The sequence below is a fragment of the Tsukamurella sp. 8F genome (assembly GCF_029167375.1).
Taxonomy (GTDB): Bacteria; Actinomycetota; Actinomycetes; order Mycobacteriales; family Mycobacteriaceae; genus Tsukamurella.
In genome coordinates this window covers 81,815-94,941 of the sequence record NZ_JARFTP010000010.1, presented here as the reverse complement: position 1 = coordinate 94,941, position 13,127 = coordinate 81,815, and the positions used below count along the sequence as shown (strand labels likewise).

Here is a 13,127-nt window from a genome sequence, read left to right as displayed (position 1 = left end):
GAAGGGAAGAAATGAGCATCCTCGATCGATTCCGCATGGACGGCCGCGTCGCCGTCGTCACCGGGGCCTCCAGCGGCCTGGGAGTACGCTTCGCCACCGCGCTGGCGGAGGCGGGCGCCGACGTCGTACTCGCGGCCCGCCGAGCCGACCGCTTGACCGACACCTGCTCACTCGTCGAGTCCACCGGCAGACGCGCACACGCCGTGCCGTGCGACGTGACCGATCCCGATGCCTGCGCATCTGTAGCGCAAGCAGCGATTGCAGAGTTCGGACGGCTCGACGTCCTGGTGAACAACGCCGGCGTCGGAACCGCCGTGCCGGCGTTGAAGGAGACGCCCGAGCAGTTCCGATCGGTCGTCGACATCAACCTCGCCGGAACCTACTGGATGGCGCAGGCATGCGCGCACGTGATGCGCCCCGGAAGCTCGATCATCAACATCTCGAGCGTCCTCGGCTTGACGACAGCAGGGCTACCGCAGGCCGCATACGCCTCCAGCAAAGCCGGCGTGGTCGGGTTGACCCGCGACCTCGCCCAACAGTGGACGGGCCGCAAGGGCATCCGGGTCAACGCCATCGCCCCCGGGTTCTTCGCCTCCGAGATGAGCGACCAGTTCGCCCCGGACTACATCGAGAACGTCATCCTGCCCCGGACCCTGGTGGGGCGGATCGGCGACCCGGACGAGCTCGCCGCGGCCCTGATACTCCTCGCGAGTGACGCCGGCAGCTACATCACAGGTACCGTCCTTCCCGTCGAAGGCGGCCTGCTCACCAGCTGAGCCTGTGCCAGGCGAGATCAGGCATCACGCTCGGCCTTGTGGGCCGGGGTCCTACCGGTTCCGCACGACCGTGATGGTTCCGGTGAGTGCCGGCCAGGGTGGTCGCCGCACCACCGCGGCAGTGCCGAGCAACGCGGCGACGAATCCCGTTGCGATGCCGATCGAAGCGATCCGATCCACATCCACCGCAGGCGTCCAAGCGACAGCCCCGTCACGAATGGTGTACACACCGATGGCCGTGGTGACGGTCCCGGCGGCGTCTGCATCCGGCCGACCACGCACACGCGACACAGTGATGATCGTCGTGCCGTCGGGCGTGACGTGCGGTTCGCCGAACGCGACCGTCGAACGCCACGGTTGAGGCAGCGGGATGCCGAATGCTCGCATGCCTCCCATGATGCGCGATCCGGCCTCCGTGTGAGACGCGCACGGGCGAGCGAGGGGGCGGAGATGCGACTGGGCCGGGCTACGGCGGCGCATCGTCCGGTCTTCGTTGCTAGGACTCCGCCGCCGCGGCATCGGCGTCGGCCTCGACACGGATGCTGTCGAGCCCCGCTCGGTAGGTGGTGACCTCGAAGTCCGGGAAGCGCTCGGCGAACTTCGAGGCGTCGAACAGGTTGTCGTATCGGTAGCGTGCGAGCAACTCCCGGATCTCGCGTGCCTGCGCGTCGAAGATCCCGCTCGCTATCAGCGCCCACTCGGGCACGACTGTGTATCGGTCGGCGGCACCGAACGCGGCGGTCGCCATCGAGGCGAACTCCCGGTAGGTGGGACGGTCGTCATCGACAGGAAGGTGCCAGGTCTGGCCGTAGGCGTCAGGTGTGTTCCCGAGAGTGGCGAGTGCGCGGCTGGCGTCAGGGGTCCAGATGAGGGTGCGGCGACGATCGGCGCGCACCGGCACGAGTGGCCGCTTGCCGGTCTTGATCCGGTCGATGATCAGCGAGTTGGTGAAACCCTGAGTGCGCCCGGGACCGTAGAACTCCGGGGCTCGCGCGATGAGGGCGGGCACGTCGCCGCGTACCGTCTCCTCGAGCACCATGGTCGCCATATCCGCTCGCACACGGCCTTTGCGTCCCACCGGAGCGAACGGAGTCTCCTCGGTCTGCACATGGTCGTCCTGCGGATACATATAGGTGTTGTCGAAGTACGCGAACTTCGCACCCGCGGCCCTCGCGGCTGCCAACGCGTTGCGGAGCATGGTGGGGAATCGTGCTTCCCAGAGGGCCGTGTCGGCGGGTAGTCCCGCCGTGAAATACACGATCTCGCTGCCGGCCACCGCCCGTGCGGTCTGTCCGGCATCGAGCAGATCGGCACTCACGACCTCGTCGGCCTCGTTCACCTTGCGCGGATTGCGGCTGACGAGCCTCAGGTCGTCGGTGTGGGCCCGGCCGAGCTCTCGGGCCAGTTCGACCGCGATCTGGCCGTTCGCTCCGAGGATCGTCTGCATCGTTGTGGTCCCTTCCCCTGCCGCGGTTCTCGGTGGACGTCGGTCCTCCGGCAGCCCAAAGTATGCGCTGCTTACATGAGATTAGGGGACGCCCGGAGCGTTGTCAAAGCAGGCCTCGTGCAGTCGGGCCCGCGCAGACTGGGCGTCGATCCTCTATCTCACCCGTGGTAGGCGGCGACCTGGTCGTGGACGATGGTGGTCAGATACTCGACGCCGAGGTTCATGTCGCCGAGATGTGTGTTGAACAGGGGTACCTCACCCAACTGTTGTCGGTCGTTGATCGGAGTAGCGCGTAGGCGATGGAAGGTGCCTGGATCGACGCACGAGACCGTGTACCGGCCGGGGCCCGTCGTCCATGTGGACGACGAGGTCGGGAACTCGAGCGCCGGCAGCGTCATGATCGTCAGCAGCGCCCTGATCACGCCCGGCGAGTACGGCGCGCTGACGAGCGTGATTCCCACCGGGTTGTAGATGCCGCTCAGTCTCCGTGGGTCCGTGCAGGCGACCTGATACTGCGGACCGAAGGGCAGGCCCATGATCAGACTGAGTGCGTCGAGCGTGCTGTTGCCGAACAGCGATGGCAGTGCGGTCAGCTCGGTGGAATAGGCGACGACGCATCCGGTCTGCGCGCTTCGCGTGCATAGCGGGATGTGCTGGAAGTCGCCGCCGGTCGTGGATCCGGGACGCGTGAGTACGTTGCCTCCCATGAGCAGAGCACCGACCATCTCGGCGCGCACGGCGGGGTTCGGGTCGATCTCCTCGCGGATCAGCTTGCGCAGCATCATCGTGCCCTGCGAGTGCCCGATCAGCATGAAGCCGCGACCGCTTCCGCGCGTGCGCTGAAACTCCTTCCAGGCGTGCTTGACGTCGTTGTACGCCGTCTGCATCATCGCGCGGTTGCCGGCGAGTGCGGTCAGCGCGGCCGGGGCCAGCCCGAAGGTGGTGAGCTCGCGGTACAGAGGCGCGTAGATCCGGCATTGGTTCTGGAACGGGGACGCCTGCATCCGTGTGACGTCCCGGACGGGCGGTGTCATCTCCGCCGGCGCTTGGAAGCCGAGGTTGTCGGTGATCGTCGGGTAGACGTAGAAGCAGTCCACCTTCTGAGCGGTCTCGGGAACCCGGGTCGCGGGGTATCGCTTTCCAGTCCCGAGATCGGTCCGATCGTTCGGGAGATCGCACGGGTCGCCCGTGATGCCGGGGTGACACAACCATTTGACAGTGCTGCCGCTCGGTGACGGCACCGGTGACGAATAGGCGGATGGGCCGGGCGCCGCGTGGGCCAGCGCGGGTACCGTCACCGCGGCGATCACGACGTTCACGACGGCCGCAACGGCGCACACGATCGCGTACGCGAACGTGCAGTTCTCATCGGTCCGCATGGATTCCTCTCACGAGCTGGTCTGTGTACTTCGTCGGTTGTCGTACGGCCGTGCCGTGGAATGCGCCGGAATCGACCGCGGGCGCCGTCGGCGGACACTGTCTCCGCAGCCGCCGATCATGCACGGCGTTCACGGCTTCACCGGAGCTCCGGCGATCATCGAGAGGATGGTGCCGAATGCGCCGCCGAGAGTGGACAACGCGCCCGGATCGAGCAGCGTCGCGGGCACCGTCTTCGTATCGCATCCTGCCTGTGCGGGAACACCGTTCATCCGATCCTTGACCCAGTTGAATGCTGCGGCGGCTCCCGTGACCGCGACGACGACGTGTGGCGAATTGAGTTGCGGCACCGGGTTCGGCGGGAACTGCTCACGTCGATAGACGACCGATGTTCCGCCCGCGCAGTAGCTGTGGACGAGCTTGTCCTCGCCGGCGATCGGTGAGATCTCGTCCGTCACACCGTTGTAGACGTAGAGCGGCATCCGTGGGGCTCGCCCGGTGATGCCGCGTTCGCGGATCGCCTTGCGCACCACGGGATCCTCCAGCACCGTGTCCAGCGGGGCGGTCAAGAAGTCGTTGCGGTAGTCGAGCCAGAGGTTGGACATGATGTTCTGGATCAGGCAGTGGTCGTGTGTAGCGTCGACCCTCGCCTTGCCGTTCGGCGTGAGGTACTTGTCGATCGCCCGGGCGAACTGGGCAGAGTCCTTACCGATCGCGCCGAGACCGATGGGGATGAAGCCGCCGATGAGGCTCCCGTTCACGTCTTTGAGGGACGCGGGGAGGTCACGCTCGACGGCACCCATCGCCGCTCCCTTGATCTGAGTCAGTTCGGGGGCGTAGGTCGGCTGCTCTTCGGCAGCCCAGCTACTGACGATTCCGCCGTCGGAGTAACCCCACATCGTGACCGGCGAGCTGCGGGTCACGTTCGCGGGACGGAAGTGTTCGACGGCGCGGATCCCGTCCAGGACGGCGTAGCCGGGCTGGTGCGGGGTGAGGAAACGGTTCTCGATCCCGCCGTGATCCGGCATCGTGACGGCCCATCCCTCGCGCAGTCCCAGCGCCGCGAACAGCACTTCGTCGGGGGCGATGTCGAATAGCAACGGTCCGGCCGGCGTCGACAGATCGACGCCGGCGGGGGCCATCTTCGTCAGTTGGTACGACGGGTTGCACACGCGCAGCGTCGCGTCCGCCGCCGACTGGAACGACAGCAGCTTCGTCGGCTTGGTGCCGCGCGGGACCATGACCGTCGTGACCGCCATATCCGGCTCGCGATGCTGGCCGGACGTCCGGTAGGCGATCTGCCACGCGTCGGCGTTGATGTGGAACAGCCCCAGTGACTTGACCTGCACCGAGCGCGTGCGAACGATCGCCCCCGGGTCGAGATGGGCGAGATCGGCGGGCACGTCGTAGAACGAGTCCCGCGGAGGCGCAGGCTCGGCCCGAGCGGTGGCGGGAACCGTGATCGCGTCGACCGCTCCGATACAGAACGCGAGGGTGCTCACCATCGCAAGGACGAGCAGGGCGCGAACGCGCCCCCTCATACGCCCGGACGTCGCGATAGACCTCGAGGTGGAGCGCGGATCGGTGTACATGTGGTTCCCTTCGGAATACCGGTCGGTCGAGTGGCGGCGTGGTCGGCAGCGAGTCTTCGGCGAGTTGCCGGGAACAACGGCTCGTGATGTTCCTGCCGTCAAGTCAGCAGGATCTCGCGGTACGCCTCTGCGAACGCCGCGGCCGTCGCACTGTCGAACTGGGTGTGTCGGTAACGAAGAGTGATGAACAGCTGGTCGCCCACAGTGATGACGCCGACGGAGGTTCCCATCGGCATGTGGCCCGGAGGCGAGAACCATGCCTGCTTGATGGGCCCGGCGGGAGCCGGCAGATCAGGCATGTTCTGACGACCGAGATTCGACAGAACCGCGGTCGCGACGATCGTGCCGCCGGTGAGCGGCTGCAGCAGGGCGATCTTGGACCGCAGCGGACGGGGTATCAGTTTCGAATTGATCTGGAGTAGGTCGATGAGCGCGGCCGCAGAACTCGCTTCCTTGAAGCGCGCGGTCTGTGGGACGACCATGCCGACGGCGTCCATGAGATCGGCTTGACTCTCGCGCGGAACGGAGACGGTGACGTAGGAGACCACGTTGCCGAGTACGTCGTTCCGCCATGCGGCTGGGCGCAGGTTGACCGGCATCATGATGCCGATGCGGCCGTTCTGGGCACAATGGTCGGCGTTCCACCGATGTATCGCGGCGACGAGACCGGCTATGAGGAGGTCGTTGATCGTCGACCCGCCCGTGCGGCGCGCCACGAGCGTCCGTACGTCACCGGCATCGAGCGCCATGAGGTGGAAGCCGTATCCCGGTCGCTCCGTGGCGCCGGACGGTGCCACGCGTGCCGGGGCGCTGCGGTGCACGCCGATGTGTCCGGCGAGCTCGGTGAGGCGTTGGAGGCGCTCGGTGATCGATTTCGAACCGACGAGCGCGACGAGGTCACGGCTGGCCAGAGGATCGACGGCGGGAACCGGATCGTCCAGACCGGCGTACGCGCGCAGGATCGAGACCATGAGTCTGTAGCTGGTCATCCCGTCACCGACGGCGTGGTGGACGTTCAGCATCAGGTAGTCCCCGTCGGGGTGCGCCACCAGAGCGACCTGGAATGGAGGCGCCTCCTGCAGGCGCGGGCTGACACTCTGCAGTCGTGCCCTCGCCTCGGCGACCTCGGAATCCGTCCGGCAGTAACTGACTTCCACAGGGATGGGAGGGATGGCGTCTGTGATCTCCCATGACCGGCCGGTGTCGGTGAGCGCGGCCGGGACCAGCCGCGCGTGCGCAAGGGGATGACGGCGGACCGCGGCTGCGACCGACTCACCGACGCGGCGCGGGTCGAGAGTGCCGGCACACCGGATCTCCAGGTGACAACTCCACGGCTCGACCGGGCCGTCCAGGTCCAGGATCGCTTCGTCCACCGAGTTCAACGGAGTCTTGATCACAGATGCCTGTCCCATCTCTGCGCGCTACCGCCCTCGGGGCTGCGGTCCCTCGGCATTTCGCCGTGGTCACGGCTCGGTTCGCAGATGTGATGGTAGCCACGCCGATGGACTTTTTCGGCCACAAACGGGGCCAATTAATTGATCTTTTCGGACACGTGGTCGGGCTGCGTTACTGTGCCGTATGGCTCGTACCGGCACAAGTGCAGGTCTTGGCACGTCACCACGCGGCTACGACTTCGTCCGATCGGGCAACGGCGTCGTGATCGTCTCCCAGTTCGCGATTGATCAGGGGCTCGCCGTCGCCGATGTCCTCGCCGATACCGGCTTGTCCGCGGATCGGTTCGACGATCCGGACTTCGGGGTGACCGCACTTCAGGAGCTCACGGTGCTGCGGAACCTTCGGGCTCTCCAGCCCGAGTACACCGGCCTCGGTCTCGACCTGGGCCGCCGGTACCGTCTCACGTCGTTCGGTCCGCTGGGGTACGGCTGCCTCACCAGCCCGACGCTCGGAGACGCCCTGACGCTGGGGCTCACATACATCGATCTCACCTTCGCCTTCTGCGTACCGGACGTGGCAGCGGACGAGGAGCGCTTCCGGGTCCGCATTCAGGACCAGTACCTGCCGGACGATCTACGTGATCTACTGATCGAGCGCGACATCACCGCTCTGATGTCGGTCGTGAACGACCTGCTGCCCGGGGGCATTCGCCCCACGGTGATCCACTTGCCAGGACCCCGGCCCGCTCACGCCGGCCGGTTGGCACGGGCATGGCGCGTCGAGCCCGAGTTCGATCGGTCGGAGACGTACAGCGAGCTCCCGATCGAGCTGCTGGCCACCCCGCTGCCCCAGGCGGACCCGGCCATGCATGCGAGATGCGTTGCGAAATGCGGCATCCTGGCGGCGGCGCGGCGCGGCGACGGCGCGGCACTCGCGGACAGGATCCGAGAGCGGCTGTCACGGTTCGACCGAGGCGTACCCACGATCGACCAGGTCGCCCAGGAATGGCACATGAGTTCACGTACCCTGCGCCGTCGGCTCACGGAAGCCGGAACGAGTTTCCGCGAGTTGTTGAGTGAGGCCAGACGGGAAGCAGCGACCAGACTTCTCACCGAGGGGGTTTCGGTAGGCGGTGTCGCCCAACGTCTCGGCTATGCGGAAGCAGCACCGTTCATCCGAGCATTCAAGTCCTGGACGGGCACGACGCCGACCGCCGACCGCGGACCCGCGTGAGCTCACGAGGCAGCAGCGGGCCGGACCGCGCGCGATCGCGCGCCCATCGTGGCGGGACCGGCACGCGTCGAGCCTAAAGCTCTTGTCGCCCAGCGGTTCCGCGCGCGATCTGCCGTCCCGGCGCGGCGGCGGGAGTGGTCTGCGCTGTCGGTGTGCCGCGCATGCCCGCCTCATCGGTACCGACCCCGGCCAGCCCGCGGTCGAGCAGCGTCAGCGCGAGAAAGACTGCGGCGAGGGCGATCACGAACCATGCCAGGTGGTGGAGCCCGGTCGTTGTGGCCTTCCGCCCATAGAAGAACCCGGTTGCGGATGAGGCGACCATGGCCCCGAGGTACATGAAGGTGCGCAGCAGACCCGCAGAGGCACCGATCTTGTCAGGGCGGGCCTGGTGATAGAGGGCGTTCTGATTGGCCAGGTTGACCAGCCCCTGTGGGATGCCGAGCACGATCACCACGATGAGCAGCAGCCAGACCGGGGAGGACCCGCCGAGGACGAACAGCAGGGCGCAGCACACGATCTGCGCGACGGCACCGGCGATCAGCTTGCCGCGTACCTGCGGTCGCCGACCGGTCAGGGCGGTGACAAGGATCCCGACCGCGAAGGTGGGGAGCAGAACCAGGCCGGCGGTCGCGGGATTCAGGCCACGGCCCTGCTCCAGCCACTGGGTGAAACCGTAGATAAAGCAGTAGGAGACCACGGACGCCGTGAACATCCGGGCGTAGGTGGCCAGCAGCGGGATGTTCCCGGCGAGAACCCGCACGTCTATGAAGGGGTCCGGGTGACGGAGCTCCCACCAGGCGAACGCGACACCGGCACCGATCGCGAGGACCGGCAGCCAGCTCAGCGACAGGGCGGGGGTCATCAGGAACAACAGCAGGGCGATCAGCGTGACCGCGAACAACAGGATGCCGGCCGAGTCCACGCCCGGTGTGTCCGCCGATGGTGTGGTGTCCGGCTCCTGGCTCGGCAGGTACAGCCACCCGAGGACGAGGCACGCGACGCCGAGGACGATGTTCACGGCGAGCGTGCTGCGCCAGCCACCGACCCCGATCAGCAGACCGCCGAGGGTCGGCCCGACGACGGCGATCGTCTGCGTCGTGATCGACAGGATGGTCAGCACCCCCGCCGGACTCGCTACACCGGTTCGGTCGGACTCGCGGCGGATCAGACTCATCGCGGCCGGGTATCCGGCGCAGGTGCCGAAGCCGAGCACGACCCGCGCAGCGACGAGCACCCATATGTCGGGCGCGACCGTGCCGACGACGCCCGCGAGCACGGTGAGCGCGGCGCCGATCAGGAAAAGCCTTCTCGGCCCGTAGATGTCGACGAACCGGCCGGCCAGTGGCTGGCCGATCGCGGTGGCCAGGTAAAGCGCCGACACCAGCCACGCCGTCTCCGATGCGGGTGCCCCCAACGCGATGCCGATCGGGACGAGCGCGACGGCGATGATCGACGAGTTGACCGGATTGAGGATCGCCCCGAGCATCATCGGGGCCAGCAGTCGTGGGTCGAACCGGTCCCCGGGGGCCGCCCGCCCGGCGAACGGGTTCGGCATCAGCCCAGAATCCGTTCCACGAGCGTCATCGCCGCGATGATCGTCTGCCTCTCATCCTCGCTGTACTGCTCGGCGAGAGCCGTCTCCAGCCATGCCCGTCCGGCGTCGAGGGCGCCGTCCACGCGGGCACGGCCGGCCTCGGTCGCCTCCAGCAGCTGCCGTCGACCGTCGCCCGGGTCGGCAGTACGGGTGACGTAGCCGGCCCGCTGCAACGCCGCCACCGTCACCGTCATCGACTGCGGTGTCACCCTCTCGGCCCGCGCCAGCGCGCTCGCCGTCATCGCCTCGCCGCGCGCGATCCGCATCAGGACCGAAGCCTGTCCCGGGGTCAGCTCGTCGGTGTCCGTGATGGCCATGATCCGCCGACGCAGGCGGCTGGTGACCGCCCGCAGATCCAGGGCGGCGCGGAAAGCCGAGTCCGCCGGTACCGCGGGTGGTTGGCTCATGAGCGACATATAATCAGTCTATACTGATTAACTTAAACTGATCAATACGATTCGATCAATCGCCCCTGCCAGCCGGCCCGGAAACTGCAGACCTATCCGTTGACGAGCGCCCGGACCGCTCCCGGCACGACGGTGTCGACGTAATCCCCGGGCACGGTGCCGTCGATCTGCAACGTGACGAGGCCGTGGAGTAGCGCCCAGACCGCGACGCCGACGCGATTCGCGTCTTCGATGCCGAACGCCGCGCCGCGCACGCGCCGGATCGCGTCCACCAAGGGTGCAGCCGGGTCATGGTCTTGCGGTACCCCGGCGGGGACGTAGGTCACGGCGCCGCCGAAGACGACGCGGTACAGGTTGGTTTCCGTGATGGCCCAGCGACGGTATGCCGCCGATATCGCGAGTAGATCCGCGACCGGATCCGAACTCGCAGGTGCCGCAAGCAGTGCTCGATGCAGCAGCCCCAATGCGTGCCGGCGCACGGCGTCGCCGAGTTCGTCTTTGCCACCGAACAACGTGTAGATCGAGGTGGTCGACGCCTCTGCATGAGCCGCGATGTCCCGAACGGAGAGCTTGTCCCATGGTCGTCGACGCCCCTCAGCCGACGGTCTCCGCGATTCGCGCCGTCCGGTGGAGCGAGAAGAACCCCAGACCATGGAACGCGTCCGAGTTCGTGGTCTGCGGCGGCGAGCTCATCCGCGACCGGATCGACCGACGGTGACCTCCGCACCGGCGAGCCGCGGGGTCGGCCGTCGTCGGCGGAGGACGGCGGCGGCCGGGTCAGCGCCGAACCGTGGCCAATAACGGGTCGACAGCCCGCCTGATCGCCGGGAGATCCTCGTCGTCGGCAAGCGTCTGCAATTCGGGACGAGACGTTCGGGGGCGCTCGATTCCGAACAGCAGACGCGGCAGGTGCGGATGCACCGTCGCTCCGATGACCCGCTCTGCGAGGACGTCGGCCCCGGCATCGTCGAGGCCGTAGCGCCGGGCGAGGTGCTCGGCGAGGCGGGCGGTCGAGTCTGCGAAGAAGATGCCGTGCAGTCGCCGTGCCGCATCGGGAAATCTCGGCGCCGCAGTGACACCCAGTCGGCAGGTCTGCACCACCGGCTCCCAACTCAGCATCTGCATCAGGCGTGCGCAGTAGAGGGCGACAGCCTCGTCCGGGACGTCCGAGTACGCATCCGGCGTCTGCATCCGTCCCTGGAAGAGCTCTCCGATTCGGTCGATCACCGCGCCGAAGAGTGCGTCCTTCGTGGGGAAGTGCGCATACAAGGAGCGCTTGGAGGTCTGCGCCCGCGCCGCGACGGAGTCCATGGACGTGCCCTCGAACCCGGACTCGAGGAACAGTTCCTTCGCCGTGTCCAGAATGTGCTCTCTCAGTACGTCGCCGCGACGCGCCATCTTGCCTCCGCCCAAAGTAAACGGTACGGTTGAGTTTACTTGATTCACTCCCCGGTCCCTATGGAGTCCTACCCCATGATCGTCGTCACCGCACCCACCGGCCGCATCGGCAGCAGGGTCCTCGCTTCACTCCTCGAGTCCGACGAGCGCGTTCGTCTCATCGCCCGCGACCCGCGCAAAGTCCCCGCTGCCGCACGTGAGAGATTCGAGGTCGTTGCGGGATCGCACCGCGATCCCGCGGTGCTCGACAGGGCGTTGACCGGCGCCGACTCCCTCTTCTGGCTGATGCCGGCCGACAGCACCGCACGGAGCATCTACGACACATACGTGACCGCGAGTATCTCGGGCGCCGAGGCCGTACACCGGCACGGTGTGGAGCGGGTCGTGATCGTCTCCGCCCTGGGCCGCGGCACCGGCACGTACGCCGGACACGTCTCCGCGTCGCTCGCGATGGAGGATCTGTTCCGCTCCACCGGCGTTCACATCCGCGCCTTGGCCTGCCCGTCCTTCATGGACAACGTTCTGTACCAGGCCGCCGGCCTCGAGAACGGCATCCTCACCGGCACGCTTCCCGCGGACCTGAAGCTGCCGACCGTGGCGACCACGGACATCGCCGACGTAGCAGTCCGCCTGCTTCGCGATCACAGCTGGACCGGCCAGGACACCGTCGGCGTGCTGGGCCCGGAAGACCTGTCACTCGACGACATGGCTGCCGTCCTCACCGAGGTGCTCGGCACTCCCGTCCGTTTCCAACCGGGTGACCGCGACGCGGTCAAGCAGGCCTTCCTCGGATGCGGGTACTCCGAGGCCGTCGCCCAGGCGATGATCGACATGGACGTCGCCAAGGAACGCGGCATCGACCTCTCGGTCGCACGGACAGCCGAGAACACGACACCCACCACCTTCCGGCGGTTCGCCGAGGCAGTAGTGAAACCGGCGGTGCTGTGAACGAATCCGTCCACGCCGCAACGATATCCGTTGCCGTGGAACGGCTCGCGGGCGCGTTCGTCAGCCACCGGCGATCCCCTGTCCTGCGCTCCCCCGCCGACCACGGTCTCACCTTCGAGAGCGTCATCTTCCCGTCCCAGGACGGGATCGAGCTCAAAGGCTGGTTCGTGCCCGCCGACAACGCCCGGGCAGTCGTCGTGGTCAACCACCCGCGGTACTTCAGCCGCTCCGGTCTGCCGGCCCACCAGGAGCCGTGGCGCTCGTCGTTCGCGGTGACCGGCAACGACTTCGAGGTCGATCTCGTCCCCGACATCGCGATCCTGCACCGTGCCGGCTACCACGTTCTCGCCTACGACCTACGGAACTTCGGCAGCAGTGCCACGGCCGACGACGCGGTGACCAGTGGCGGCATCCTCGAATCGCGCGATGTGATCGGATCGCTCCGCTACATCCGGTCCCGCCCCGACTGCCGAGGCGCGGACATAGTCCTGTTCAGCCGCTGCCTGGGCGCCAACGCATCCCTATTCGCGATACAGCGCGCACCCGCGGAGTTCGCCGACGTGCGGGGTCTGGTCGCATGCCAACCGCTCTCTCCCCACATGGTCCTCGAACGCGCCCTCGAACGCGAAGACCTCCCGCTCGACCTCATGCACGCGATCGATGAGCGGACCCATGCGCGAACAGGTTTCCGGCTCGCAGAGATGTCCCCGATCCCGGCCGCGAGCAGCTGCTCCATTCCGACGTTCGTCTATCAGGTCCGCGAGGATCGTATGACACGTCAGTCCGACGTCCAGGCCGTCTTCGAAGCCCTCCCGGACGCCGGCGGCGACAACGAGCTGTACTGGATCGAAGACACCAGCCGCCGATGGGACGGCTACCTCTACTTTCAGCGAGACCCGTCGCACATACTCGAGTGGATTCGCCGACACGTCGGGTGAGTGTCGCGTCGGCGGGCACCCG

General features: G+C 67.3%; 13 protein-coding genes. 4 read left to right on the top strand and 9 right to left on the bottom strand.

Annotated elements, in window-relative coordinates; all coding sequences use genetic code 11:
• The first annotated feature begins 11 nt into the window (after positions 1–11).
• Entirely contained in the window at positions 12–776 is a 765-nt protein-coding gene (locus tag P0W64_RS10220; protein ID WP_275479987.1) for an SDR family oxidoreductase, read from the top strand.
• A gap of 51 nt (positions 777–827) precedes the next feature.
• Here the strand turns inward: P0W64_RS10220 and P0W64_RS10215 are convergent, their stop codons facing one another.
• From P0W64_RS10215 to P0W64_RS10195, 5 genes are all read right to left on the bottom strand, one after another.
• Entirely contained in the window at positions 828–1,163 is a 336-nt protein-coding gene (locus P0W64_RS10215) for a hypothetical protein (RefSeq protein ID WP_275479986.1), read from the bottom strand.
• Positions 1,164–1,272: 109 nt separating this feature from the next.
• The gene (locus P0W64_RS10210) at positions 1,273–2,223 is read right to left on the bottom strand and encodes an NAD-dependent epimerase/dehydratase family protein (protein WP_275479985.1); all 951 of its coding nucleotides are present in this window, start codon (positions 2,221–2,223) and stop codon (positions 1,273–1,275) included.
• A 158-nt stretch (positions 2,224–2,381) separates the two neighbouring features.
• A complete protein-coding gene (locus P0W64_RS10205; RefSeq protein WP_275479984.1) occupies positions 2,382–3,602 on the bottom strand; it encodes a DUF3089 domain-containing protein in 1,221 nt (406 codons plus the stop codon).
• Positions 3,603–3,731: 129 nt separating this feature from the next.
• Positions 3,732–5,141, bottom strand: a complete 1,410-nt coding sequence (locus P0W64_RS10200; protein WP_275479983.1) for a lipase family protein — start codon at positions 5,139–5,141, stop codon at positions 3,732–3,734.
• A 149-nt stretch (positions 5,142–5,290) separates the two neighbouring features.
• The gene (locus tag P0W64_RS10195; RefSeq protein WP_275479982.1) at positions 5,291–6,604 is read right to left on the bottom strand and encodes a condensation domain-containing protein; all 1,314 of its coding nucleotides are present in this window, start codon (positions 6,602–6,604) and stop codon (positions 5,291–5,293) included.
• 244 nt (positions 6,605–6,848) lie between these two features.
• Between P0W64_RS10195 and P0W64_RS10190 the strand changes: the two genes are divergently transcribed.
• Positions 6,849–7,820: an AraC family transcriptional regulator gene (locus P0W64_RS10190; RefSeq protein ID WP_275479981.1), complete on the top strand. Its 972-nt coding sequence runs from the start codon at positions 6,849–6,851 to the stop codon at positions 7,818–7,820.
• Positions 7,821–7,893: 73 nt separating this feature from the next.
• Here the strand turns inward: P0W64_RS10190 and P0W64_RS10185 are convergent, their stop codons facing one another.
• The 4 genes from P0W64_RS10185 to P0W64_RS10170 all read right to left on the bottom strand — a co-directional run bounded on the left by P0W64_RS10185 (position 7,894) and on the right by P0W64_RS10170 (position 11,219).
• Positions 7,894–9,375 carry an MFS transporter gene (locus tag P0W64_RS10185; RefSeq protein WP_275479980.1) on the bottom strand — a complete coding sequence of 494 codons (1,482 nt, stop codon included), beginning with the start codon at positions 9,373–9,375 and terminating at the stop codon, positions 7,894–7,896.
• A complete protein-coding gene (locus tag P0W64_RS10180; RefSeq protein WP_275479979.1) occupies positions 9,375–9,821 on the bottom strand; it encodes a MarR family transcriptional regulator in 447 nt (148 codons plus the stop codon). The genes P0W64_RS10185 and P0W64_RS10180 overlap by 1 nt, the downstream gene beginning before the upstream one ends.
• Before the next feature lie 92 nt (positions 9,822–9,913).
• Positions 9,914–10,474, bottom strand: a complete 561-nt coding sequence (locus P0W64_RS10175) for a TetR/AcrR family transcriptional regulator (RefSeq protein WP_275479978.1) — start codon at positions 10,472–10,474, stop codon at positions 9,914–9,916.
• 124 nt (positions 10,475–10,598) lie between these two features.
• Positions 10,599–11,219, bottom strand: a complete 621-nt coding sequence (locus P0W64_RS10170; protein WP_275479977.1) for a TetR/AcrR family transcriptional regulator — start codon at positions 11,217–11,219, stop codon at positions 10,599–10,601.
• A gap of 60 nt (positions 11,220–11,279) precedes the next feature.
• Here P0W64_RS10170 and P0W64_RS10165 point away from each other — a divergent pair, with 60 nt between their 5' ends.
• Positions 11,280–12,167, top strand: a complete 888-nt coding sequence (locus P0W64_RS10165; RefSeq protein ID WP_275479976.1) for an NAD(P)H-binding protein — start codon at positions 11,280–11,282, stop codon at positions 12,165–12,167.
• Positions 12,164–13,105, top strand: a complete 942-nt coding sequence (locus tag P0W64_RS10160) for an alpha/beta fold hydrolase (RefSeq protein ID WP_275479975.1) — start codon at positions 12,164–12,166, stop codon at positions 13,103–13,105. Before P0W64_RS10165 ends, P0W64_RS10160 begins: the two co-directional genes overlap by 4 nt.
• Positions 13,106–13,127 lie beyond the last annotated feature (22 nt).

Coding starts and splice junctions, on each gene's coding strand:
- P0W64_RS10165 (WP_275479976.1), top strand. CDS start 11,280: ATGGAGTCCTACCCCATGATCGTCGTCACCGCACCCACCGGCCGCATC.
- P0W64_RS10195 (WP_275479982.1), bottom strand. CDS start 6,604: ATGGGACAGGCATCTGTGATCAAGACTCCGTTGAACTCGGTGGACGAA.
- P0W64_RS10180 (WP_275479979.1), bottom strand. CDS start 9,821: ATGAGCCAACCACCCGCGGTACCGGCGGACTCGGCTTTCCGCGCCGCC.
- P0W64_RS10170 (WP_275479977.1), bottom strand. CDS start 11,219: ATGGCGCGTCGCGGCGACGTACTGAGAGAGCACATTCTGGACACGGCG.
- P0W64_RS10220 (WP_275479987.1), top strand. CDS start 12: ATGAGCATCCTCGATCGATTCCGCATGGACGGCCGCGTCGCCGTCGTC.
- P0W64_RS10210 (WP_275479985.1), bottom strand. CDS start 2,223: ATGCAGACGATCCTCGGAGCGAACGGCCAGATCGCGGTCGAACTGGCC.
- P0W64_RS10200 (WP_275479983.1), bottom strand. CDS start 5,141: ATGAGGGGGCGCGTTCGCGCCCTGCTCGTCCTTGCGATGGTGAGCACC.
- P0W64_RS10205 (WP_275479984.1), bottom strand. CDS start 3,602: ATGCGGACCGATGAGAACTGCACGTTCGCGTACGCGATCGTGTGCGCC.
- P0W64_RS10215 (WP_275479986.1), bottom strand. CDS start 1,163: ATGCGAGCATTCGGCATCCCGCTGCCTCAACCGTGGCGTTCGACGGTC.
- P0W64_RS10185 (WP_275479980.1), bottom strand. CDS start 9,375: ATGCCGAACCCGTTCGCCGGGCGGGCGGCCCCCGGGGACCGGTTCGAC.
- P0W64_RS10175 (WP_275479978.1), bottom strand. CDS start 10,474: ATGGTCTGGGGTTCTTCTCGCTCCACCGGACGGCGCGAATCGCGGAGA.